Origin of the sequence: Citrobacter freundii complex sp. CFNIH9 (genome assembly GCF_002903305.1) — a bacterium.
Taxonomy (GTDB): domain Bacteria; phylum Pseudomonadota; class Gammaproteobacteria; order Enterobacterales; family Enterobacteriaceae; genus Citrobacter; species Citrobacter portucalensis.
In genome coordinates this window covers 699931-723559 of the sequence record NZ_CP026238.1, presented here as the reverse complement: position 1 = coordinate 723559, position 23629 = coordinate 699931, and the positions used below count along the sequence as shown (strand labels likewise).

Below are 23629 nucleotides of genomic sequence, written 5' to 3'. Positions count from 1 at the left end.
ATGTCACTTTCATCACCGGGCGTACATCTGTTTTATCACTCACGCTGGCAGGATACTCGCGTGCTTGATGAGCTGTGCTGGGGACTGGAAGAGCAAGGCGTCCCTTGCCGGGCAATCTGTTGCGACGAGCATGACTGCGCGCTGGCATTGAGCAAACTTGCGGCCAAAAGCTCAACGCTACGTGTCGGTCTGGGTCTTAACGCCACGGGTGATATTGCTTTAACCCACGCCCAATTGCCCGAAGATCGGGCGCTGATCCGTGGGCATATCCGCGCCGGAATTGCGCAGATCCGAACGCTTGGCGCCAATGCCGGTCAACTGGTCAAAGTACTTCCCTTCAACGAGATAAAATAAATGTACCGCATCTACACCCGAACCGGCGATAAAGGCACGACCGCGCTGTTTGGCGGCAGCCGTATCGACAAAGATGACATCCGCGTTGAGGCCTATGGCACGGTGGATGAACTGATTTCCCAGCTTGGCGTCTGCTATGCCAGCACGCACCAGGCTGAACTACGCCAGGATCTGCACGCCATACAGAAGATGCTGTTTGTACTGGGTGCGGAACTCGCCAGCGATGAGAAAGGACTCGCGCGCTTACAACAGCGTATTGGCGATGAGGATATTCAGGCGCTGGAGCAGCTTATTGACCGCAATATGGCGCAAAGCGGCCCGCTCAAAGAGTTTGTTATTCCGGGGAAAAATCTGCCATCGGCACAGCTACACGTTGCGCGAACCCTGACCCGCCGACTGGAGCGGATCCTTATCGCAATGAGCAGAACGCTGACGTTACGCGATGAACCCAGGCGTTACATCAACCGACTGTCGGACGCGCTGTTCTCGATGGCGAGAATTGAAGAAACTAGTCCAGATGCTTGCGCTTAAACTGGCTGGCATCAATGTCGTATTGCTTCATCTTGCGCCACAAGGTAGTGCGACCAATGTTCAGCAGTTGCGACATCTCCTGTACGCGCCCGCTGGTGACGCGAGCAGCATGGATAATCGCCTCTTTTTCGATAGCGGTAAAGGTCAGACTGGCTGGCAGCAGTGAAGACGCCGTCTCCAGACCAGGACGTTCGGCAAACAGATAATCCGGTAGATTGCTCAGCCGAATATGGCCGTTATCACTGCTGATGGCGATGTTTTCGATAATGCTGTTCAGCTCAAAGTCATTGCCCGGCCACGAATAGGCCACCAGCTGAGCCAGCGCGTCGTCGTCGATCTTCAAACTGGATGAAAAGCGTTTTTTCAGGCTATTCAGTCGCGTATAAATCAGCGAGGGAATACTGTTACGCCGCGCCCGCAGCGGGGGGATCACTATCTCAAAAGAGTGCAGCGCGTAATATAGCTGACGGCTAAAGCGGTTTTGCTCCACCAGATTGGCGAGATCAACCGTGGTGGTGGCGATCACTTTGACATCCACCGGAATCAACCGACGGGCATCCAGGCGGGTTAGTACCCCCTGCTTGATCACCTGTAACAGCGCGGATTGCAGCTCCGGCGCCAGATATTCAATTTTTTCCAGAAACAGCGTGCCGCCGTTCGCCAGTTCAAGACGGCTCAACCGGCCATTTTCATCGTCGGTGGGCGCACTGCCCATAAAATCCTGCCCCAGCACGCTGTTGGCATACAGCTGACAGTTCACGGCGATATACGGCCCGCTGGCGCGCTCGCTTTCGTTGTGAATGGCCTGGCTCAGCAGCTCCTTACCAACGCCTTCTTCCCCGCACAGTAGGATCGGGAAACTCCCCCTCGCCGCCTGGCGTCCAAAGTGGATCAAGCGGCGGGTTTCCGGATCGTCAGTCGACATCTGCTCAAAGGTGTGGCTCACCTTGCCAAGCTGGCTGGTCATCAGCTGGCGCATTTGCTCCACCGGATGCAGCAGCAGGATAAAGCTGTTGCCCTGTTCCTCAACAATCGGTTTTAGGGTGATGACGGCATCAACAAACTGATGCTGGCTTTCAAAGGTAACTTCGACGTGATTCAGGCCGCGGGCATGTTTGATCGCCCGGCGCAGCAGCATGGGGAGATTGAGCAGATCGTGAATGTTTTTCCCCTGACTGGCCTGAGCATCGAGATGCAAAAGCAGCGCCGCACGCGCATTGAGAAACTGCAATACGCCCTGTTCGTTCCAAGCCATCACACCATCATCCATACTTTCCAGCAGCCCGTACATCTGGTTCAGATGGCGGTTGGATTCAGCCAGCAGGCTGTCGGTCAGCAAAGAGTTGCCGACTTCTCTGGCTATCGCCAGCGTCAGGGATAAATCAGAAACGCACTCATGCTCCACCAGACAACACAGCGAGATGGAGCCGAACAGTCGACCATGGTTATCGAAGACCGGCGTCGAGCAGAACGACCACGGATGCAGCGCCTGTTTAAAATGCTGATCGCCAGAGGTTTTTGTCGGCTGGCCCGGCATCGTCGCCAGCGACAGCGCACAACTGCCAATGATGCTTTCCGCACAGTAGCTGCCGTCGCGAAACCCAAGCTCTGCCAGTTGCTCCACCGTCTGCGGATCACCGCAACGGCTGAGAATACAGGCTGATTCATCCAGAATCAGCAGCGCGCACGGGCGGCCGTCCATAAACTCCCAGGCATCTTCCAGCGCAGCCTGAGCAATCGTCAGCAACGCCGTCTTGCGACGACAAATCGACTCAAAGGTCAGCCCTTGCGCCTGATGCGGCGCCTGCCAGGTTTCCCGCTGCATAAACTTGCTGCAACGATGCCATGACTGGGCAATGACTGAAGAGACTTCCTTCCCGATGCTATGCGTGTGCGCCGTCATATCCCTTTCCGCTGTTTAACCATAGACAACCCCTCCGGCAGAGACTGTCAGAGGGGGAGAAGATGCCGGATAAAAACCTACCGACGACTGATTAACGCGCCAGCCACTGCTGTCCCAGCAGGTCTGCCGTCAAAATAGCGGCATGTACGCTTTCAGGCGTTACCGGGAACGGCATATTGTGGATGGTTTCACCTTCTGCACAGGTCGCTTTTGCCACCGCCATGATCTTGCCGTCAACGTCTTCTTTCACGCCCATTTCCGCTAACGTTACCGGCAGGCCTACTTTCTGACAGAAATTCAGCACGGTTTCGATCTCTTCCATCGGGCTGTTTTGCAGCACCAGTTGCGCCAGCGTACCAAAGGCGACTTTTTCACCGTGGTACAAATGGTGGCACTCTTCCAGAATCGTAAAGCCGTTGTGGATCGCATGCGCCCCTGCCAGACCGCTGCTTTCAAAACCGATGCCACTGAGGTAAGTGTTAGCTTCGACAATACGCTCCAGCGCATCGGTCACCACGCCGGCCTGCGCGGCAAAGCGTGCCTTCTCGCCTTCCGCCAGCAGGGTATCATAGCACAAGCGCGCCAGGCTCAGCGCCGCCACCGTGGACTGTCCGCCCGCCATGCTGGTCGCTCTGGCGTCATAACAGGCTTTCGCTTCAAACCAGGTCGAGAGCGCATCGCCCATCCCGGCCACCAGCAGACGTACCGGCGCTTTGGCAATGATTGCAGTGTCCATTACCACCATATCCGGGTTTTTCGGGTAGATCAGATACTCTTCAAACTCACCGGCTTCGGTATAGATAACGGACAGCGCGCTGGTTGGCGCATCGGTAGACGCGATAGTCGGGATCACCACCACCGGCAACTTCTGGTAGTAGCCAATCGCTTTGGCGGTATCCAGCGTTTTCCCACCGCCAATCCCAACCACACCGCGGCAACCGTGCTGTTTCAGAATGGCAATCAGGCGATTAATTTCAACATGGCTACATTCACCGTTAAAGCGTTCCGCATGGCAGCTAATGTCGTGGCTGTGCAGGCCGTTGAGTACTTTCTCTCCCGCCAGCTTCATCACGAAGTCATCCGCAATCACGAAAAAGCTGTCCGCCAGATTTTTAGCGTATTGACCAAACAAGGTGGAAGCGTCAGGACCCTGGAGATATTTGGCTGGAGATTGAATAACTTTTAGCATTCCTTTCATCCTCAAATAAGTACATGTTTTTACATGGTGAGCCCTGGCGTTAACCTGTTTGGCCTGATGCTGACGGCGAAAACGGGAGGTACCGGAGCGATGCAATAACTGTATGGCGAGGCGTGCACAAAAAAATCTTTCGTCTTTTTGTTCTGATATGAAACAGATAAAAACGACACATGTTTCATATTGGAACGCTTAACCATAAAAAACATAAGGTTTGCGATCCCGATCCGTGCATTTGCCACCAAATCTCCGGCCCAGACGAATCTCACTTTCTCTTTTACCCACTCACTTGCCAAAATACCGGTAAAAAAAAGCTGACAGTGCCGTGTGACCTGCATTCATCGCGAGAGGAAAAAGTCGAGCAAGCTCGCATTGTGGTCGTTCCCCGTTCTTTTCAGTTTCATTTCGGAACAAAAAACAATAACAACGTTCCGTAATGAAACTCATTTTAACGTTGTTTTTTTCCACGCTGACTTCGCCAGAATCTCTCTATCGCCTCCGCACCATGACCATGCTTCCGGGGGTTTGTCTTACACTCAACCTCAAGGAGCCGTTATGTCTCAATTCTTTTTTAATCAACGCACCCATCTCGTGAGCGACGTCATCGACGGTACGATTATCACCAGCCCGTGGAATAACCTGGCGCGTCTGGAAAGCGATCCGGCCATTCGCATCGTGGTCCGTCGTGACCTCAACAAAAATAACGTGGCGATCATTTCCGGCGGCGGTTCAGGGCACGAACCCGCGCACGTTGGGTTTATCGGTAAAGGTATGCTAACCGCCGCAGTCTGTGGCGACGTGTTCGCTTCCCCGAGCGTAGATGCGGTACTGACCGCCATTCAGGCGGTAACCGGTGAGGCGGGCTGTTTGTTGATCGTGAAAAATTACACCGGTGACCGTCTTAATTTCGGTCTTGCCGCCGAGAAAGCCCGTCGCCTTGGTTACAACGTTGAAATGCTGATTGTCGGCGATGACATCTCCCTGCCGGATAACAAACACCCGCGCGGCATTGCGGGAACCATCCTGGTGCATAAAATCGCGGGCTATTTTGCCGAACGCGGCTACAACCTCGCCACCGTCCTGCGTGAAGCGCAATACGCGGCCAATAACACCTTCAGTCTGGGCGTTGCGCTTTCCAGCTGTCATCTGCCGCAAGAAACCGACGCCGCCCCGCGTCATCATCCGGGCCACGCGGAGCTGGGTATGGGCATTCACGGCGAACCAGGCGCCTCGGTCATCGACACCCAGAACAGTGCGCAGGTGGTGAACCTGATGGTGGATAAACTGCTGGCTACCCTGCCTGAAACCGGCCGTCTGGCGGTGATGATTAATAATCTTGGCGGCGTTTCTGTTGCCGAAATGGCCATCATTACCCGCGAACTGGCCAGCAGCCCGCTGCATCCGCGAATCGACTGGCTGATTGGCCCGGCCTCGCTGGTCACCGCGCTGGATATGAAAGGCTTTTCACTGACGGCCATCGTGCTGGAAGAGAGCATCGAAAAAGCGCTGCTCACAGAGGTGGAAACCAGTAACTGGCCGACGCCGGTCCCACCGCGTGAAATCAGCTGTGTACCGTCATCTCAGCGTAGCGCACGCGTGGAATTCCAGCCTTCGGCAAATGCCCTGGTGGCCGGGATTGTGGAGCTTGTCACCACAACCCTTTCCGATCTGGAGACCCATCTTAATGCGCTGGATGCCAAAGTCGGCGATGGCGATACCGGTTCAACCTTTGCCGCAGGCGCGCGCGAAATTGCCGGTCTGTTGCATCGTCAGCAGTTGCCGCTGGATAACCTTGCCACGCTGTTTGCGCTGATTGGCGAACGTCTGACCGTGGTGATGGGCGGTTCCAGCGGTGTGCTGATGTCTATTTTCTTTACCGCTGCGGGGCAGAAACTGGAACAGGGAGCTAACGTTGCCGAAGCCCTGAATACGGGACTGGCGCAGATGAAGTTCTACGGCGGCGCAGACGAAGGCGATCGCACCATGATTGATGCGCTGCAACCGGCTCTGACTTCGCTGCTCACGCAGCCGCAAAATCTGCAGGCCGCCTTCGACGCCGCGCAAGCGGGAGCCGAACGAACCTGTTTGTCGAGCAAAGCCAATGCGGGTCGCGCATCGTATCTGAGCAGTGAAAGCCTGCTCGGAAATATGGACCCCGGCGCGCACGCCGTCGCGATGGTATTTAAAGCGCTGGCAGAGAGTGAATTGGGTTAAGCCATAAATGCCTGATAAGGCACTTGCGCCGCCATCCGGCAAAGATACGCCTGATGCGCTGCGCTTATCAGGCCTACGAGTACAAACCTTTGTAGGCCTGATAAGTTTTGCGCCGCCTGATGCACTACGCTTATCAGGCCGACGAGTGCAAACTTTTGTAGGCCGGATAAGGCGCTTGCGCCGCCATCCGGCGAAGATATGCCTGATGCGCTGCGCTTATCCGACCTACGAGTGCAAACCTATGTAGGCCGGATAAGGCGCTTGCGCCGCCATCCGGCAGTGCGTTAACGATAAACGCGGATCCCGCCCTCTACACCGCGGCTAAACAGCACCTGCCAAAGCTCAATATCTCTGGCGCGGAAAGCCCCTGCGCAGGCACATAAATAATAATTAAACATTCTTCTGAAGGTGGCGGAATAACGTGACGACAGCTCCGGCCAGGCCTGATTAAAGCGCTCATGCCAGGCCATCAGCGTTTTATCATAATCGCTGCCGAAGTTATGCCAGTCCTCCATCACAAACCGTGATTCGCTGGCCTCGGCAATATGGGAAATCGACGGTAAGCAACCGTTCGGGAAAATGTATTTATTGATCCACGGATCGACGCTCATCCCTTTTTTATTGCTGCCAATAGTATGCAGCAGGAACAGTCCGTCCGGTTTTAAACAACGGTCGGCGATGCTGAAATAGGTGTCGTAGTTTTTCGGCCCGACATGTTCAAACATCCCCACGGACACAATGCGATCGTAGTGTTTATCAAGATCGCGATAATCCTGCAGCAGAATGTTAACGTCCAGCCCTTCACAGCGCTGCTGCGCCATTTTCTGCTGCTCTTTGGAAATGGTAACGCCTTCTACCGCCACGCCATAATGACGCGCCGCATATTCTGCCAACCCGCCCCATCCACAACCGATATCGAGTAAACGCATACCCGGCTTAAGCTGCAGCTTCTCGCAGATCATTTTTAATTTGGCATTTTGCGCTTCGTCTAATGTGGTCGCGTCTTTCCAGTAACCGCAGGAATATTGCATATGCGGATCAAGCATCAGCGCAAAGAGATCGTTACCAATATCATAATGTTCTTTACCGACGATCCATGCACGGCTACGTGACTGCAAATTAAACAGGCGTGCGCTGGCAATGCGTAAAATATCTTTCAGATTACCTGGCATCTGCTGGTCGAGTTTTGCTTTCAGGATTTTGCAGAACAGAATATCGAGCCGTTCGCAGTCCCACCAGCCTTCCATATAGCTTTCGCCAAGCCCTAACGAGCCTTGTTGCAATACCCGTTTAAAGAAACCGGTATGATGAAGTTGAATGTCCCAGGCGCGCGAGCCATTAATTCTGATATCCGCTTGCGAAAGCAGCTCTTTTCCCATTCGGGTCCAGTTATCATTTGTTTCATTGACGATGACAGCATCTGAACAAAGCGAGTTCATGGTATTTACCAAAAGTGGGCTAAAAATTATTACGCAAGATTATTATGGAAAAAAGAGTGTATGTATTATGATCCGCGGACAAGATCTATCGAACAGCGGACACACCATCGGGAGCATTGACGATTCATTTATGGAAACTCTCGCGCAAAAACAGTGGAACTCCTTCCCGGATAACTCCATGACCGAACTGCCGCAGGACGTATTCTTTCGCTCTTATGTCCTGGAAGCCAACCACCATGTACCGCAGCATTCACACTCTTTTATGCAGTTTCATTTCGCCCGCAAAGGCAGCATGCGCATTGATGTTGCCGGTAAGTGCTGGATAATCCCCGCGCATTATGGCATTTGGATCCCAAATAATACGGAGCATGCGGTTTGGGCATTAGATGATGTGTATTTAGAAAATCTGGATATTAAACCGGGCTTTCTTGAAGAGAGCATCAATGAATGCAAAGTAGTGGCTATCAGTGATTTCGCCAGAGAGTTTATTCATTACGCCACGAATTCAATTTCAGGCCATTATGATAGTCAGTCAAAAGAGGGCAAGCTGGTTAGTGTGCTGGTCGATATTATTCTGCAACTCCCGGAAGTCGCTTTTGTATTACCCTGGCCGCAGGATCGTGAATTAACCAAAGTCTGCCGAACAATACAAGAATCCCCCGCACTGGAGCATTCGGTTGAATACTGGGCGCAGCATCTGGGTATGTCTGCCCGTACCTTTTCACGCCATTTCAAAAAAGAAACCGGATTGCCTTTCAGCGTCTGGAAGCAAAAAATGCGAATACTTGAATCTGTATTAATGCTGAAGAAAAATAAAAGCGTAACCGCCGTGGCACTCGACGTTGGGTATTCAAGCACCGCGGCATTTAGCTACGCATTCCGCCAGGCGTTTGGCGTTCCGCCCTCTAATTACTGATTAACGGCGTTGATGCCAGTAAGCCGCTGCACGAACCCGTTGCTGATCGAACGCCTCGGTTTCAAAACGAGCACTCAGGTTTTTGACCACCTTGCCTTCGCCGGTGATCCAGATGAAATAATCGTCTGCGGGCACGCTTAGCCGCGATAAGTGTTCATTCACCGCCTGCTCATCATGGCCGATAAACCACTGAAGAGTAAATCCGTCGAGATGGGCAAAATAGTCCTGGTAGGCTGCATCCTGCACGCTAACCAGCGCCGTGACGTGCGGACGTACCGCCAAACGGCTGAGCGACTCCAGGCGTCGGCGCAACGCGGGCATTCCCGACTCATCACACACGTAAACCTGATACGCATAATCCTCTGGCACCACCAAAGAACCGCGCGGCCCGCCGATCGTCAGCTTGTCACCCTCACGGGCATTCATCGCCCACGTACTTGCCACGCCGCCGTCATGAATATAGAAATCCAGTGCCAGCTCATGGCGCGCTTCGTCATACAACGGCGTGTAGTCACGGGAGAGCGGACGTACACCGTCCGCCCAGACAATGCCTTCATCGGTGACGACAGGTGGTACAAAGTTGCTGCCCGGTTCAGGGAAAAAGACCTTGGTATGGTCGTCAAAGCCGCGTGAGCTAAAACCGTCCAGCGCGTCACCGCCCAGTACAATACGCTGAAAGCCCGCGCTAATACGCTCTACGCGCAGGACAGTAAGTTCTCGAAAACGCAGTTCATTGCGAACGCGCTGTGGGTAGCGTGAGATGTTTTTTGTCATTTTTTCGCCTTGTGAAGATAATACGATATATCTAAATTGATTTTTTAAATGATAATGATTGCTAATCAAAAATATTGCAAGCACTTTTTGATATAGTTAACTTATGATTACCCAGTTATCACAGACACATAAAAATAGATAATAATCATAATGTTATACAACATTTTATTTGTAGACTTGCAAACTGATAATTTTTAGATATAAATTAGATATATCTAAACAACATCAGGAGACGATGATGCAAAACCATCATGAAGGTTGCTGTAAGCACTCAGAGCACCAACACGAAGGCTGCTGCAAGGGTGAAGGACATCACCATGAAGGCCGCCACAACGAGCACCATGCAGGTTGCTGCAAAGGTGAAGAACATCGCCATGAAGGCTGTAACAAAGAACATCACCACGAGCAGGGTTGCGGACATCGCCACGGTCGTGGCGGCGGCGGAGGGGGTCGTCGTCAGCGGTTCTTCGGCCACGGCGAATTACGCCTGGTGATTCTGGATATCTTGACCCGCGACGCCAGCCACGGCTATGAGCTGATTAAAGCGATTGAAACCCTGACCCAGGGTAATTACACCCCAAGCCCGGGCGTTATCTATCCAACGCTGGATTTCTTGCAGGATCAGGCACTGATCACCGTCAGCGACGAGGAAGGTGGGCGTAAACAGATTGCGATCACGACTCAGGGCCAGCAGTGGCTGGATGAGAACCGTGAACATCTGGAACATATCCACGAACGGATTAAAGCCCGCTGCGTAGGTTTTGAATTACGCAAAAATCCACAGATGAAACGCGCGCTGGAAAACTTCAAAGCCGTGCTGGATCTACGCGTCAATCACGGTGATACCAGCGATGCGCAGATCAAAAAAATCATCGGTATTATCGATCGCGCTGCGCTGGATATTACTCAGCTGGATTAATCTGCACAGCAGGCGGAACCCGTATGCCCAACGTTCCGCCTGTATTTTTAGTATTAATGCAGCACCGTAACCGCATCTTCCAGACGACCAGCGCGATGTTTCACCATCGCGGAAATCTGCGCACTCTCTTCAACCAGTTCGGCGTTTTTCTGTGTAATGTTGCTTAATTCATTCACCGCACGGGTCAGGCTGGAAAGACCATCTGACTGTTCCAGCGTGGAGTGGCTGATTTGGGCGATCAGCTGAGTGACGTTTTGCACCTGCGCCACAATATCGTCCATCGTGCGTCCTGCGGCGTGCACCTGGTCAGATCCGGACTGCACCTTGTCAGCGCTGGCATCAATCAACTTGCGGATATCATTGGCTGCACTGGCGCTACGGCTAGCAAGATGACGTACTTCTCCCGCCACCACGGCGAACCCTTTCCCTTGCTCGCCCGCCCGCGCGGCTTCAACAGCGGCATTCAAAGCCAGAATGTTGGTCTGGAAGGCAATATCGTTAATCAGCGTCGTAATGGTGCCGATCCGCTGGGTGCTGTTGGCGATATCGTCCATGGTTTTGATGACGGTATCCATCGCCTCACCGCCGTGCGTTGCCGCGCTACTGGCGGCAATAGAGAGCTTATCGGCCGCGGCGGCGGTCTCTGAGTTTTGTTTCACCGATGCCGCCATCTGATTCATGGTGGTCACCGTTTCCTGCACATTCTCTACGGTCTGCTGCGTATGCTTGTTTAAATCATCGCTGCCTTTCGCCAGCGTTTCGCTGTCGCTGCGCACGCAACTCACCTGGCTGGAGACGTCGTGAATGAGCCAGCGACACATTAATCCAAGTTGGCCCACTGCTCGTAGCATCAGGCCCAGTTCATCACTACGGTTAAGATGCGACACGCTGTTCCGCTCACCGGTCGCCACTTTCAGCGCCTGACGGGTGACATTCTCAATAGGACGCACAATTTGCCATTCGAAAATAGCCGTTCCCAGCACCATCACCAACGCGCTCATCAGCAGTAACGGCCATTCGGCGCCCATTTGCTGCAATGCGACCGCTAGCAGGACAAACAGGAATGCCATCACGCTGCGCACCCGCCAGCGAATCGGCATCGCCGGCAGTTTACCCAGCCAGCCTTTGCGTACCACCAGCCCTTTATGAATACGCCGGTTGCAACGTCCTTCGTTCAGCGCTTTATATAAAGGCTCGACCGCCGCAATTTCCTCGTCAGTTGCCCGGGTACGAATCGACATATACCCGGTCACGCGTCCTTCCCGCACCATCGGCACCGCATTGGCCCTCACCCAGTAGTGATCGCCATTCTTACGCCGGTTTTTCACAATCCCGCTCCATGGCTCGCCCTGCTTCAGGGTGTACCACATATCCGCAAACGCCGCTTTTGGCATGTCCGGATGACGAACCTGATTGTGCGGCTTATCGAGCAATTCATTCAGCTGATAGCCACTGACCTGGACAAATGTATCGTTCGCATGGGTGATATAGCTTTGTAAATCGGTGGTAGACATGAGGGTGATATCATCATCCAGCGGTGTATTTTGCTGACTAACGTAGGGATGAGAAGACATGATTGCGTCCTGTGCAGGTTATCTGGTTGTTAACTCTTTCGGCTTATGTTATTTCGGCGATAATTTTTTTATCTTTAGTTGTTAAATTTGATTTAGATCGCAATTTGCGATTAAACCTCAAAATCTGTACGCATTCTAATCCATTGATTTAAAATACTTTCATCTAGTAACTATTCAACGTCACTTCTACCAGCGCACCGTCACAGTGCAAATATTGCCCATTTTTAGCGCAAATTTGCGTTTATTCGATCTGTTTTCAGGCTCCTTACTTGGGCAAAATGCCAGCAAATGTTAAAGCACGGTATTAAATGTTGCGCAAATGAGATATTTCCTGGTGTTTATCCCGATTTTTGCTAAGCGCGCCGGAATGGCGCAATCCCTGCAATACTTAATTCAGTATCATGTGATACGCGAGCTCCGGGAGCATATTTTGAACAGGTTACCTTCCAGCGCATCGGCCCTGGCCTGCAGCGCACACGCACTGAATCTCATCGAAAAGCGCACGCTTGATCATGAGGAAATGAAATCGTTAAACCGAGAGGTGATTGAGTACTTCAAGGAGCATGTCAATCCGGGGTTCTTAGAGTATCGAAAATCTGTAACTGCAGGCGGGGATTACGGAGCCGTAGAATGGCAAGCAGGAAGCCTTAATACGCTTGTCGACACCCAGGGGCAAGAGTTCGTCGATTGCCTGGGCGGTTTTGGAATTTTCAACGTGGGGCACCGTAATCCAGTCGTGGTTTCCGCCGTACAGAATCAACTCGCGAAACAACCTTTACACAGCCAGGAGTTACTTGACCCTCTGCGGGCCATGCTGGCAAAAACCCTCGCCGCACTGGCGCCCGGTAAACTGAAATACAGTTTTTTCTGTAACAGCGGGACCGAGTCGGTTGAAGCCGCCCTGAAGCTGGCGAAAGCATATCAATCGCCGCGCGGTAAATTTACGTTTATTGCCACCAGCGGCGCATTCCACGGTAAATCACTGGGCGCGCTGTCCGCTACGGCTAAATCCACCTTCCGTAAACCTTTTATGCCGCTGCTGCCGGGCTTCCGTCATGTGCCGTTTGGCGATATTAACGCAATGCGCACCATGCTCAGCGAGTGTAAAAAGACCGGTGACGATGTCGCAGCTGTGATCCTCGAGCCGATCCAGGGTGAAGGAGGGGTGATCCTGCCGCCGCAAGGTTATTTGACCGCCGTTCGTAAACTTTGCGATGAGTTTGGCGCGCTGATGATCCTTGACGAAGTGCAAACCGGCATGGGGCGTACCGGCAAGATGTTCGCCTGCGAACACGAAAACGTGCAACCCGACATTATGTGCCTGGCCAAAGCGTTGGGCGGCGGTGTGATGCCCATTGGCGCGACCATTGCCACCGAAGAGGTGTTCTCCGTCCTGTTCGACAATCCTTTCCTGCATACCACCACGTTTGGCGGCAACCCGCTCGCTTGTGCAGCTGCGCTGGCCACCATTAACGTCCTGCTAGAGCAAAATTTACCGGCTCAGGCGGAGCAGAAAGGCGATATGTTGTTGGATGGTTTCCGCCAGCTTGCGCGGGAGTACCCGGACCTGGTGCATGATGTACGCGGTAAGGGAATGCTGATGGCGATTGAGTTTGTCGATAATGAAATCGGCTACAACTTTGCCAGTGAGATGTTCCGCCAGCGGGTGCTGGTTGCCGGCACGCTTAATAATGCAAAGACGATCCGCATCGAACCGCCGTTGACGTTAACGATCGAGCAATGCGATCTGGTATTGCGATCGACGCGCAAAGCCCTGGCAGCATTACGGGTGAGCGTGGAGCAAATGTAACAACCTTACCCGGCCTATAGAAGACACTCTTTTGTAGGCCGGATAAGGCGTAGCCGCCATCCGGCAATTTCGTCCTCTGCCTCCACTCCTTTTTTGAATCCCATCACAATCACGGCATTCCCCTTTTCCCTTTTACGCGGCGACGGCTAAATTATTAACTCATCCGACCACATAACAATAATTTTACATACTGGACACCTTTATGAGCTATCCGTCGCTGTTCGCCCCGCTCGATTTAGGCTTCACCACGCTTAAAAACCGCGTGCTGATGGGTTCAATGCATACCGGGCTGGAAGAGTATCCCGATGGTGCAGAACGGCTGGCCGCGTTCTACGCCGAGCGCGCCCGTCATGGCGTAGCGTTAATTGTGAGCGGAGGCATTGCGCCTGCGCTTTCCGGAGTGGGAATGGAAGGCGGTGCGATGCTGAACGACACCAGCCAGCTTGCTCACCATCGCGTCATTACCGATGCCGTGCATGACGAAGGCGGCAAAATCGCCCTGCAGATCCTGCACACCGGACGTTACAGCTACCAGCCGCATCTGGTGGCGCCTTCTGCAATTCAGGCCCCCATTAACCGCTTTACGCCACATGAATTAACGCACGATGAAGTGCTGCAGTTGATTGAAGATTTTGCCCACTGCGCACAGCTGGCGCGGGAAGCGGGCTACGATGGCGTGGAAGTGATGGGGTCGGAAGGGTATCTCATCAACGAATTCCTGACCCTGCGTACCAACCAGCGCGATGACCAATGGGGCGGTGAGTATGCCAACCGCATGCGGTTTGCCGTTGAGGTGGTGCGAGCGGTACGTCAGCGTGCCGGGAATGACTTTATTATTATCTTCCGCCTGTCGATGCTCGATCTGGTGGAAAACGGCGGAACCTTCGACGAAACCGTTCAGCTGGCGCAGGCTATAGAAGCCGCGGGGGCCACCATTATTAACACCGGTATTGGCTGGCATGAGGCACGTATTCCCACTATCGCTACCCCGGTACCGCGCGGTGCGTTTAGTTGGGTGACGCGTAAGCTGAAAGGGCATGTAACAATCCCACTGGTCACCACCAACCGCATTAACGATCCCCAGGTCGCCGACGACATTCTGGCCCGTGGCGATGCCGATATGGTATCGATGGCCCGTCCGTTCCTCGCCGATGCCGAACTACTTTCAAAAGCGCAAACCGGACGAGCGGATGAGATCAACACCTGTATCGGCTGTAACCAGGCCTGTCTGGATCAGATCTTCGTCGGCAAAGTCACCTCTTGCCTGGTCAATCCGCGCGCCTGCCATGAGACCAAAATGCCGATCGTTGCGGCAGCTGTGCCGAAAAATCTGGCGGTTGTCGGTGCGGGTCCTGCGGGCCTCGCCTTCGCCATTAATGCCGCAGCGCGCGGGCATCACGTGACGCTGTTTGACGCACATGGCGAGATTGGCGGGCAGTTTAATATCGCCAAACAGATCCCCGGCAAAGAAGAATTCTATGAAACCCTGCGCTACTACCGTCGGATGATCGACGTGACTGGCGTGACCCTGAAGCTGAATCACTTTGTCAGCGCACACGATCTGCACACCTTCGACGAAGTGATCCTTGCCAGTGGGATCGAGCCACGCATGCCGCCGATCGAGGGGATCGATCATCCTAAAGTGCTGAGCTATCTCGACGTGCTGCGCGATAAAACGCCGGTGGGTAAACGCGTGGCGATCGTGGGCTGCGGCGGGATCGGTTTCGATACCGCAATGTATCTGAGTCAGCCGGGTGAACCCACCAGCCAGAACATAGCGGAGTTCTGCGTGGAATGGGGGATCGACACCAGCCTGCAACAGCCTGGCGGCTTACGCCCGGAAGGCCCGCACTTATCCCGCAGCCCTCGCCAGATAGTGATGCTGCAGCGAAAAGCCAGCAAACCGGGGCAAGGTTTAGGTAAAACGACGGGCTGGATCCATCGCGCCACCCTGCTCTCACGCGGCGTGAAAATGATCCCGGCAGTCAGCTATCAGAAGATTGATGATGATGGGTTACACGTTGTGTTGAACGGTGAACCGGTGATCTTTAACGTGGATAACGTGGTGATTTGCGCCGGACAAGAGCCGCGCCGTGAGCTGGTCGATCCGCTGCACGCGGCAGGTAAAACGGTGCATCTGATCGGCGGCTGCGATGTGGCGATGGAACTGGATGCCCGACGCGCTATTGCGCAAGGCACCAGGCTGGCACTGGAAATTTAACAGGATGTATTTCGTATGCCGGATAAGGCGTTAGCCGCATCCGGCACCCGCTATTACCGACGGCGACCGGTTTTGACCGCTTTCAGCACCACGAATTTATTATTGGTGGCGATGGTTACGCAGTTGCCGAAAATCTTCTTCAGCTTGTGGAAGTAGTCGAGGTGACGGTTAGCCACAATATACAGCTCACCGTTGATTTTCAGGCAGCGACGGGCGTGGTGGAACATTTCCCAGGCAATGTTATCCGTCAGCGCGTGCTTCTGGTGGAACGGTGGGTTGCACAGCACAGCGTTAAAGCGGAACGGTTCAACGCCAGACAGCGCGTTGTTAATCATAAACTCGCAGCGATCCAGCGCTTCAGGCATGTTACTTTCCACGTTCAAGCGGCTTGAAGCCACCGCCATTGGCGATTCATCAACAAACACCACACTGGCTTCTGGGTTTTTCGCCAGCAGCGTCATACCGATGACGCCGTTGCCGCAGCCGAGATCCACAATCTCCCCTTCGAGGTTTTCCGGCAGATGCTCGATAAAAAAGCGCGCGCCGATATCCAGCCCGGTACGGGAGAAGACGTTGGCGTGGTTATGGATAGTCCAGTCGGTGCCTTCCAGCTTCCAGCTTAGCGTTTGCGAGGCAGCGGCCAGCTCCGGTTTGCTGAACGTACAGTTGATCAAACGCGCTTTTTTCCACGCCAGCGTCGTGGTGGTTGGGCCCAACACTTTTTCAAACAGTTCCAGCGTCGAGGTATGTACATCACGCGCTTTTGCCCCGGCGATGATGCGCGTTTCTGGCGTTACCACTTCGCGCAGCGCACGCAGTTGCTGCTCCAGCAGCGCCATGGTTTTTGGCAGCTTAATCAGCACCACGCCCGGCGCCTGCGGATAGTCAGCGGTACTGTCGAGGAACTTGACGCTCGACTCGGCAATATCGTTGTGACGCAGGTTCTCGCGCGTGGCAAGCTCGCTGAGATAGGAATCGCCGATGCTGTACGGCGTATGTTCCGCCAGCGCACAGCCCAGCGCGCCGAAGGTATCATTCAGGATCAGCACCGGGCCGCTAATCTCGGTATCGTCCAGCTGTTGCAGCAGATATTCATCTGCAGCTTCCCACGCCAGCAGCGGGTTAACGTCATCCGTTTCCGGGAAACGTTTAAGTGACAGCGAACGGAAACCGTTGTCTATGTGGCTCATCGGCCCTCCTGAATGGTAAAATTTCGGCGTATCCCTGAAAAGGGTGCGTGAGTATACACTTTTATGATTTGCGTGGACATGAATGAACCAACTAACTTACCTCCAGGGCTACCCGGAACATTTGCTTTCTCAAGTGAGAACGCTGATTGCTGAGCAGCGCCTGGGCGCAGTGCTGGAGAAGCGCTATCCGGGTACGCATGACTTCGCGACTGACAAAGCGCTCTGGCAATATACCCAGGATCTGAAAAATCAGTTTCTGCGTAACGCCCCGCCGCTGAATAAAGTCATGTATGACAGCAAGATCCACGTTCTGAAGAATGCGTTGGGGCTGCATACCGCCGTCTCTCGCGTGCAGGGCGGTAAGCTCAAAGCCAAAGCGGAGATCCGCGTCGCCACCGTGTTTCGCAATGCCCCAGAACCCTTTTTACGCATGATCGTCGTTCATGAACTGGCGCATCTGAAAGAAAAAGAGCACGACAAAGCGTTTTACCAGCTTTGCTGTCATATGGAGCCTCAGTATCATCAACTGGAGTTCGATACCCGCCTGTGGTTAACGCAACAATCGTTAAAGCAAACTGCGTAGTCGCGCACTGGCTTTGTCTTCAGGGCATGCTAAATTGACGAAAGAATCCCTTTTCGCAGCCTGAAGGCCTTTATGATACGTTTCGCAGTAATTGGCACAAACTGGATCACCCGCCAGTTTGTCGATGCCGCCCATGAAACCGGCAAATATAAGTTAACCGCAGTCTATTCTCGTAGCCTTGAGCAGGCGCAGACCTTCGCCAACGATTACCCTGTCGAACATCTGTTTACCTCGCTGGAAGCGATGGCGCAAAGCGAGGCGATCGACGCCGTCTACATAGCCAGTCCAAACTCTTTGCATTTCCCTCAGACCGAGCTGTTTTTGCGGCACAAAAAGCATGTTATTTGCGAAAAGCCGCTGGCCTCCAATCTGGCGCAAGCCGAAGCCGCTATCGCCTGCGCGCGTGAGAATCGGGTCGTGCTGTTTGAAGCGTTTAAAACCGCCTACCTGCCTAATTTCCTGCTGTTACAGCAATCACTACCCAGAGTAGGAAAAATCAGGAAAGCGTTTATCAATTACTGCCAGTACTCCTCGCGTTACCAGCGCTATCTGGACGGTGAAAATCCGAACACGTTTAATCCGGCGTTCTCCAATGGCTCGATTATGGATATCGGTTTTTACTGCCTGGCCTCAGCGGTTGCGCTGTGGGGCGAACCGCAGAGCGTTCAGGCCAGCGCCAGCCTGCTGGAAAGTGGCGTGGATGCCCACGGCGTGGTAGTGCTGAATTACGGTGATTTCAGCGTTACGCTCCAGCACTCAAAAGTAAGCGACTCGGTATTAGCCAGTGAAATTCAGGGCGAGTCGGGATCGCTGGTCATCGAGCATATCTCCGAATGCCAAAAGGTGTGCTTCGTGCCACGCGGTGGGAAAACGCAGGATCTGACGACGCCTCAACACATCAATACTATGCTGTATGAGGCAGAGGCTTTTGCCCATTTGGTTGAATCCGGCGAAGTGGATCACCCGGCACTGGCCGTCAGCCGTATCACCGCCAAACTGCAAACGGAGATTCGCCGCCAGACCGGCGTGGTTTTCCCGGCAGACGAAGCGGAAACATCGCTGACTGCGTAAAGGTGTGTAAAACGAATGTTGCAGGCCATTGACTGAAAGCATGGCCTGTAATATTTTGTAACCCGCAAAGGGGAGTAACTTCGTTGTCGGTTGATCGTCATTACGATGTGTGAAAAACCACATCCGGTCACCGGGCGATAACAAAGGAATACGCCACCGTATTCCTTTGTTGTTGTAAGTGAGACCTTGCCGAATGGCAAGGTCTATGCATAAAAAGCAGCGGCTAACGTCATTCGGCGTTGGCCGTTTTTTTTATGCATGGGGAAATACAATGAATACTGTCGGCACACCGTTGTTATGGGGTGGCTTCGCTGTCGTAGTGGTAATTATGCTGGCCATCGACCTGCTGTTGCAGGGGCGTCGTGGCGCGCATACGATGTCAATGAAGCAGGCTGCAGCCTGGTCTATCGTCTGGGTAACGCTCTCGTTACTGTTTAACGCCGCCTTCTGGTGGTACCTGGCGGAAACCCAGGGGCGCGCCGTTGCCGACCCACAGGCGCTGGCGTTCCTGACCGGCTATTTGATCGAAAAATCGCTGGCGGTAGATAACGTCTTTGTCTGGTTGATGCTGTTCAGCTACTTCTCCGTACCGCCTGCGTTGCAGCGTCGGGTACTGGTGTATGGCGTGCTGGGTGCGATTGTGCTGCGTACGATCATGATCTTCGCGGGCAGCTGGCTTATCACCCAGTTTGAGTGGCTGTTGTACGTGTTCGGCGCGTTCCTGTTGTTTACCGGCGTGAAGATGGCGCTGGCGAAAGAAGATGCCTCCGGTATTGGCGACAGACCGTTAGTACGCTGGCTGCGCGGTCATTTGCGCATGACCGATACCATCGAAGATGAAAAATTCTTCGTGCGTAAAAACGGCCTGCTGTTTGTTACGCCGCTGATGCTGGTGTTGATTCTGGTTGAGCTGAGCGATGTGATTTTTGCCGTCGACAGTATTCCGGCTATCTTTGCCGTGACCACCGACCCGTTCATCGTGCTGACCTCGAACCTGTTTGCTATTTTGGGTCTGCGTGCGATGTACTTCCTGCTGGCGGGCGTGGCGGAGCGTTTCTCCATGCTGAAGTACGGCTTGTCGGTCATTTTGGTGTTTATCGGTATTAAGATGCTGATCGTCGATTTCTACCATATCCCGATCGCTATCTCGTTAGGCGTGGTATTTGGCATTCTGTTTGTGACGCTGGTTGTTAACGCGTGGGTCAACCACCAGCACGATAAAAAGCAGCAAATACAGTAAGTTTCATCTGCTAGCTGAAAAGCCCGACAGCACACTGCGTGCGTCGGGCTTTTTGTTTATCATGTCAAAATAATGTTAAGTTAAAGTTATAAAATATGATCTCAACGCGGAATCCAGGATATTTCGCTTCCCGAACCGCGTTCTTTCCTTATACTCAGCCATGCAAACATTTGCCCGATCCTGAAAGATGCGTCAACAGAACGCACAAAGGTAAGGCAACAACACAATGAAAGGATTACTACATGACTACGCAACGTTCATCGGGGCTACTCTCGCGTTTGGCGCAAGGGAGCCTGGTTAAACAAATTTTGATCGGTTTGGTACTGGGGATTTTACTGGCACTGGTGTCAAAACCTGCGGCTGAAGCCGTTGGTTTGCTGGGTACGCTGTTCGTCGGCGCATTAAAAGCCGTCGCGCCAATTTTGGTTCTGATGCTGGTGATGGCTTCTATCGCCAACCACCAGCACGGGCAAAAAACCAATATCCGCCCCATTCTGTTCCTCTACCTGCTCGGAACATTTTCAGCGGCATTAACCGCCGTTGTCTTCAGCTTTGCTTTCCCATCAACACTGCATCTTTCCAGCAGTGCGGGGGATATCGTACCGCCGTCCGGGATTGTTGAAGTGATGCGCGGCCTGCTGATGAGCATGGTTTCTAACCCAGTTGATGCCCTGCTTAACGCTAACTATATCGGTATTCTGGTATGGGCCGTTGGTCTGGGCTTTGCACTGCGCCACGGTAATGAAACGACCAAAAATCTGGTCAATGATATGTCCAACGCCGTCACCTTTATGGTGAAACTGGTGATTCGTTTCGCGCCAATCGGTATCTTTGGTCTGGTCTCCTCCACGCTGGCAACCACCGGTTTCGCAACGCTTTGGGGCTACGCCCAACTGCTGACCGTACTGGTAGGCTGTATGCTGCTGGTGGCATTTGTGGTTAACCCACTGCTGGTCTTCTGGAAAATTCGCCGTAACCCGTACCCTCTGGTGCTGGCCTGTCTGCGTGAAAGCGGCGTGTATGCCTTCTTTACCCGCAGTTCGGCGGCAAATATTCCGGTGAACATGGCACTGTGTGAGAAACTGAATCTGGATCGTGATACCTATTCGGTGTCTATTCCGCTGGGAGCCACCATCAATATGGCGGGCGCGGCGATCACCATTACCGTACTGACGCTGGCGGCGGTGAATACGCTGGGTGTTCCGGTTGATTTACCGACTGCGCTGTTACTGAGCGTGGTGGCTTCGCTGTGTGCCTGTGGTGCATCGGGCGTGGCCGGCGGTTCTCTGCTGCTGATCCCGCTGGCGTGCAACATGTTCGGTATCCCGAATGACATCGCCATGCAGGTTGTTGCCGTTGGCTTTATCATCGGCGTATTGCAGGACTCATGTGAAACGGCGCTGAACTCTTCTACAGACGTCCTGTTTACCGCTGCAGCCTGCCAGGCAGAAGACGAGCGTCTGGCAAATAACGCCCTGCGCGGCTAATCCCGACGCCCCTCCGTCATCGGGCGGAGGGGTTCTCTTCTTGTACGCTTTTTTCAATTTTGAACGGATCAATTCCGTGTTTTTGCATTCGCCGGAAGCGAATAATATTCAGGCCGTTCATCACAAGAAAACTCCCTTCGATCATCGTCCCACCAATCGATCCCAGCCAGAAATTATGGATAACCCAACAGGCAGTTGCGCACCACATGACGCAGCGCACGGTTAACCCTTTGCAGCGGAACAGCGCCCAGGTACTGGCCAGCGTGCCAATTATCGGCAACAGCTCCATCGCATGCTGTAATTTCGCCAGCCCGAGAACCAGGGTGAGGACAATAAAAACGGTCATTACCCACAGTTTGCGGGTATGCATTGAGACAAGTGTGCGGATGGTGTTGAGTTCTGCGCTCATGCCTGCAGGCCAGGCGCCCATCAGGAAAAAATGCACGCCAATGGTGGCGCTATAGACGGCGAGTTGCAGCCGGAACCGGCGCTCATCGCGATTGAAAAAGGTGGTAATGCCGATCAGAAAGGCGATGACACCTACGCCCTGGGCCAGCCAATACGCGGTCATGCAAGCAACCCCAATTCTATCTCGTAGGCCGGATAAGGCGAGTTCGCCACATCCGGCAACGGTTTGTGCCTGATGGCGCTGCGCTTATCAGGCCTACGGTTTGCGCAGACCTGCATGCAGGTACCATCAGGTATTTACTACAATGTTACGCCGCTTTTAAATATCGCTAACTCTCTAAAATCATTCCGCTCGTTGCAGGTTTGCTTGCCGTTGGCGAACTCGACGATGGTATCGACAAATTCTTCCAGTAACTGCGGCATCGCTTTGCCGTGGATCAACTGTCCAGCGTCAAAGTCGATCCAGTGCTTTTTCTTCGCCGCCAGCTCGCTGTTGGTAGCAATTTTCACCGTCGGCACAAAACCACCGTACGGCGTACCGCGACCGGTACTGAACAGCACCATATGACAGCCCGCGCCCGCCAGGGCACTGGTCGCCACCGCATCGTTACCCGGTGCGCTCAGTAGATTCAGACCATGCGTCTTCAGACGTTCGCCGTAGCGCAATACGTCCACCACCTGGCTGAAGCCTGCTTTTTGCGTGCAGCCGAGAGATTTATCTTCCAGCGTGGTGATACCGCCCGCTTTGTTGCCCGGCGATGGGTTCTCGTAGATCGGCTGGTCGTGAGCAATGAAGTACTGCTTGAAGTCATTGACCATGGTGACCAGCTTGCCGAACGTTTCTTCATCGCGGCAGTGGTCCATCAGCAGTTGCTCGGCGCCGAACATTTCCGGTACTTCGGTCAGTACGGTGGTGCCGCCGTTGGCAATCACGTAGTCAGAAAAACGCCCCAGCATCGGGTTGGCGGTAATACCGGACAGGCCGTCAGAGCCGCCGCATTCCAGACCAAACTTCAGCTCACCCAGTTTACCCGGCTCACGCTTATCGTTACGCATCACGTTGTACAACTGGTGAAGATGTTCAATCCCCGCTTCCACTTCGTCTTCCTGATGTTGGCAGACCATGAAGTGAACGCGCTCAGGATCGTACTCGCCTAAGGTTTCGCGGAAGGCATCAACCTGGTTGTTTTCACAACCAAGGCCAACCACCAGCACCGCACCCGCATTCGGGTGACGCACCATGTTTTGCAGCATGGTGCGGGTGTTAATGTGGTCGTCGCCGAGCTGTGAACAGCCGTAGGTGTGGCTGAAGAGATGTACGCCGTCGATTCCTTCGGCATCGTTAGTCTCTTTCAGAAAACGGTTCTGCATCTGGCGCGCCATGGCGTTAACACAGCCAACCGTCGGTAGGATCCACAGTTCGTTGCGCACGCCAACATCGCCGTTGGCACGACGGTAGATCTGCACATCGCGATCCGCCGGTTGTGCAACTTCCGCCTGAAAATCAGGGTGGTAGCTATACGTGTCCAGGTCGCTCAGATTAGTGCGCGTGTTGTGAGCATGAATATGCTCACCCGCCGCAACGTCCACCAGCGTATGACCAATTGGCAAACCGTATTTAATGACGTTTTCGCCTTTCGCAATATCACGTAAAGCGAATTTGTGGCCACGAGAGACCGCCTGACGCAGGGTTACCGCCTGCCCATCAACGGTGACTTCGGTTCCTTCAGCCAAATCAGCGAGCGCTACCGCGACGTTATCCAGCGCATGGATCTTGATGTATTGCATACCTTCACCCGG

At 53.6% G+C, this 23629-nt stretch carries 19 protein-coding genes; 11 read left to right on the top strand and 8 right to left on the bottom strand.

Annotated elements, in window-relative coordinates:
- On the top strand, positions 1-354 hold the full coding sequence (locus tag C2U43_RS03675; protein WP_103284692.1) for a glycerol dehydratase reactivase beta/small subunit family protein: 354 nt from the start codon (positions 1-3) through the stop codon (positions 352-354).
- On the top strand, positions 355-885 hold the full coding sequence (locus C2U43_RS03670; RefSeq protein ID WP_103284691.1) for a cob(I)yrinic acid a,c-diamide adenosyltransferase: 531 nt from the start codon (positions 355-357) through the stop codon (positions 883-885). It abuts the gene before it with no gap.
- Here C2U43_RS03670 and dhaR read toward each other — a convergent pair.
- Positions 863-2788, bottom strand: coding sequence for a dihydroxyacetone kinase operon transcriptional regulator DhaR (dhaR, locus tag C2U43_RS03665; RefSeq protein ID WP_003828512.1), 1926 nt, complete (start codon positions 2786-2788; stop codon positions 863-865). The genes C2U43_RS03670 and dhaR overlap by 23 nt on opposite strands.
- 91 nt (positions 2789-2879) lie before the next feature.
- The gene (locus C2U43_RS03660; RefSeq protein WP_003024745.1) at positions 2880-3977 is read right to left on the bottom strand and encodes a glycerol dehydrogenase; all 1098 of its coding nucleotides are present in this window, start codon (positions 3975-3977) and stop codon (positions 2880-2882) included.
- 561 nt (positions 3978-4538) lie between these two features.
- Here C2U43_RS03660 and C2U43_RS03650 point away from each other — a divergent pair.
- A complete protein-coding gene (locus C2U43_RS03650) occupies positions 4539-6197 on the top strand; it encodes a glycerone kinase (protein WP_103284690.1) in 1659 nt (552 codons plus the stop codon).
- A 284-nt stretch (positions 6198-6481) separates the two neighbouring features.
- Here C2U43_RS03650 and cfa read toward each other — a convergent pair whose 3' ends face one another.
- Positions 6482-7636: a cyclopropane fatty acyl phospholipid synthase gene (gene cfa / locus C2U43_RS03645; RefSeq protein ID WP_048225647.1), complete on the bottom strand. Its 1155-nt coding sequence runs from the start codon at positions 7634-7636 to the stop codon at positions 6482-6484.
- Between the two features lie 67 nt (positions 7637-7703).
- Here cfa and C2U43_RS03640 point away from each other — a divergent pair, with 67 nt between their 5' ends.
- Entirely contained in the window at positions 7704-8552 is an 849-nt protein-coding gene (locus C2U43_RS03640; protein ID WP_020996343.1) for a helix-turn-helix domain-containing protein, read from the top strand.
- Here the strand turns inward: C2U43_RS03640 and C2U43_RS03635 are convergent, their stop codons facing one another.
- Positions 8553-9326: a siderophore-interacting protein gene (locus C2U43_RS03635; RefSeq protein ID WP_103284689.1), complete on the bottom strand. Its 774-nt coding sequence runs from the start codon at positions 9324-9326 to the stop codon at positions 8553-8555.
- A 235-nt stretch (positions 9327-9561) separates the two neighbouring features.
- On the opposite strand from C2U43_RS03635, the gene C2U43_RS03630 reads away from it, so the two are divergent.
- Positions 9562-10245, top strand: coding sequence for a PadR family transcriptional regulator (locus C2U43_RS03630; protein WP_167820709.1), 684 nt, complete (start codon positions 9562-9564; stop codon positions 10243-10245).
- Positions 10246-10298: 53 nt separating this feature from the next.
- Here C2U43_RS03630 and C2U43_RS03625 read toward each other — a convergent pair whose 3' ends face one another.
- Positions 10299-11819 carry a methyl-accepting chemotaxis protein gene (locus C2U43_RS03625; RefSeq protein WP_079934933.1) on the bottom strand — a complete coding sequence of 507 codons (1521 nt, stop codon included), beginning with the start codon at positions 11817-11819 and terminating at the stop codon, positions 10299-10301.
- 430 nt (positions 11820-12249) lie between these two features.
- Here C2U43_RS03625 and ygjG point away from each other — a divergent pair, with 430 nt between their 5' ends.
- Complete coding sequence (gene ygjG / locus C2U43_RS03620; protein WP_167371260.1) at positions 12250-13629, top strand: putrescine aminotransferase; 1380 nt, start codon at positions 12250-12252, stop codon at positions 13627-13629.
- A 202-nt stretch (positions 13630-13831) separates the two neighbouring features.
- Positions 13832-15850 (top strand): NADPH-dependent 2,4-dienoyl-CoA reductase, encoded by a 2019-nt coding sequence (locus C2U43_RS03615; protein WP_103284688.1) that lies wholly within the window; start codon positions 13832-13834, stop codon positions 15848-15850.
- Positions 15851-15903: 53 nt separating this feature from the next.
- Here C2U43_RS03615 and rlmG read toward each other — a convergent pair whose 3' ends face one another.
- A complete protein-coding gene (gene rlmG / locus C2U43_RS03610) occupies positions 15904-17040 on the bottom strand; it encodes a 23S rRNA (guanine(1835)-N(2))-methyltransferase RlmG (protein ID WP_008785866.1) in 1137 nt (378 codons plus the stop codon).
- Positions 17041-17122: 82 nt separating this feature from the next.
- On the opposite strand from rlmG, the gene C2U43_RS03605 reads away from it, so the two are divergent.
- The 4 genes from C2U43_RS03605 to sstT all read left to right on the top strand — a co-directional run bounded on the left by C2U43_RS03605 (position 17123) and on the right by sstT (position 21421).
- Positions 17123-17623, top strand: coding sequence for a M48 metallopeptidase family protein (locus C2U43_RS03605; RefSeq protein WP_016154609.1), 501 nt, complete (start codon positions 17123-17125; stop codon positions 17621-17623).
- Between the two features lie 72 nt (positions 17624-17695).
- Positions 17696-18694, top strand: a complete 999-nt coding sequence (locus C2U43_RS03600) for a Gfo/Idh/MocA family protein (RefSeq protein WP_008785868.1) — start codon at positions 17696-17698, stop codon at positions 18692-18694.
- Between the two features lie 271 nt (positions 18695-18965).
- Positions 18966-19934, top strand: coding sequence for a TerC family protein (locus C2U43_RS03595; protein WP_048216385.1), 969 nt, complete (start codon positions 18966-18968; stop codon positions 19932-19934).
- Between the two features lie 242 nt (positions 19935-20176).
- Positions 20177-21421, top strand: a complete 1245-nt coding sequence (gene sstT / locus C2U43_RS03590; RefSeq protein ID WP_103284687.1) for a serine/threonine transporter SstT — start codon at positions 20177-20179, stop codon at positions 21419-21421.
- Positions 21422-21437: 16 nt separating this feature from the next.
- On the opposite strand, the gene C2U43_RS03585 is transcribed toward sstT, so the two are convergent.
- Positions 21438-21992 carry a YgjV family protein gene (locus C2U43_RS03585; RefSeq protein WP_103284686.1) on the bottom strand — a complete coding sequence of 185 codons (555 nt, stop codon included), beginning with the start codon at positions 21990-21992 and terminating at the stop codon, positions 21438-21440.
- Positions 21993-22129: 137 nt separating this feature from the next.
- Positions 22130-23617, bottom strand: a complete 1488-nt coding sequence (locus C2U43_RS03580; protein WP_103284685.1) for a UxaA family hydrolase — start codon at positions 23615-23617, stop codon at positions 22130-22132.
- Positions 23618-23629: the final 12 nt, after the last annotated feature.

Excerpts from the sequence above, each read along its gene's own strand:
- C2U43_RS03675 (WP_103284692.1), top strand. The coding sequence starts at position 1 with ATGTCACTTTCATCACCGGGCGTACATCTGTTTTATCACTCACGCTGG.
- C2U43_RS03670 (WP_103284691.1), top strand. The coding sequence starts at position 355 with ATGTACCGCATCTACACCCGAACCGGCGATAAAGGCACGACCGCGCTG.
- dhaR (WP_003828512.1), bottom strand. The coding sequence starts at position 2,788 with ATGACGGCGCACACGCATAGCATCGGGAAGGAAGTCTCTTCAGTCATT.
- C2U43_RS03660 (WP_003024745.1), bottom strand. The coding sequence starts at position 3,977 with ATGCTAAAAGTTATTCAATCTCCAGCCAAATATCTCCAGGGTCCTGAC.
- C2U43_RS03650 (WP_103284690.1), top strand. The coding sequence starts at position 4,539 with ATGTCTCAATTCTTTTTTAATCAACGCACCCATCTCGTGAGCGACGTC.
- cfa (WP_048225647.1), bottom strand. The coding sequence starts at position 7,636 with ATGAACTCGCTTTGTTCAGATGCTGTCATCGTCAATGAAACAAATGAT.
- C2U43_RS03640 (WP_020996343.1), top strand. The coding sequence starts at position 7,704 with ATGATCCGCGGACAAGATCTATCGAACAGCGGACACACCATCGGGAGC.
- C2U43_RS03635 (WP_103284689.1), bottom strand. The coding sequence starts at position 9,326 with ATGACAAAAAACATCTCACGCTACCCACAGCGCGTTCGCAATGAACTG.
- C2U43_RS03630 (WP_167820709.1), top strand. The coding sequence starts at position 9,562 with ATGATGCAAAACCATCATGAAGGTTGCTGTAAGCACTCAGAGCACCAA.
- C2U43_RS03625 (WP_079934933.1), bottom strand. The coding sequence starts at position 11,819 with ATGTCTTCTCATCCCTACGTTAGTCAGCAAAATACACCGCTGGATGAT.
- C2U43_RS03615 (WP_103284688.1), top strand. The coding sequence starts at position 13,832 with ATGAGCTATCCGTCGCTGTTCGCCCCGCTCGATTTAGGCTTCACCACG.
- rlmG (WP_008785866.1), bottom strand. The coding sequence starts at position 17,040 with ATGAGCCACATAGACAACGGTTTCCGTTCGCTGTCACTTAAACGTTTC.
- C2U43_RS03605 (WP_016154609.1), top strand. The coding sequence starts at position 17,123 with ATGAACCAACTAACTTACCTCCAGGGCTACCCGGAACATTTGCTTTCT.
- C2U43_RS03600 (WP_008785868.1), top strand. The coding sequence starts at position 17,696 with ATGATACGTTTCGCAGTAATTGGCACAAACTGGATCACCCGCCAGTTT.
- C2U43_RS03595 (WP_048216385.1), top strand. The coding sequence starts at position 18,966 with ATGAATACTGTCGGCACACCGTTGTTATGGGGTGGCTTCGCTGTCGTA.
- sstT (WP_103284687.1), top strand. The coding sequence starts at position 20,177 with ATGACTACGCAACGTTCATCGGGGCTACTCTCGCGTTTGGCGCAAGGG.
- C2U43_RS03585 (WP_103284686.1), bottom strand. The coding sequence starts at position 21,992 with ATGACCGCGTATTGGCTGGCCCAGGGCGTAGGTGTCATCGCCTTTCTG.
- C2U43_RS03580 (WP_103284685.1), bottom strand. The coding sequence starts at position 23,617 with ATGCAATACATCAAGATCCATGCGCTGGATAACGTCGCGGTAGCGCTC.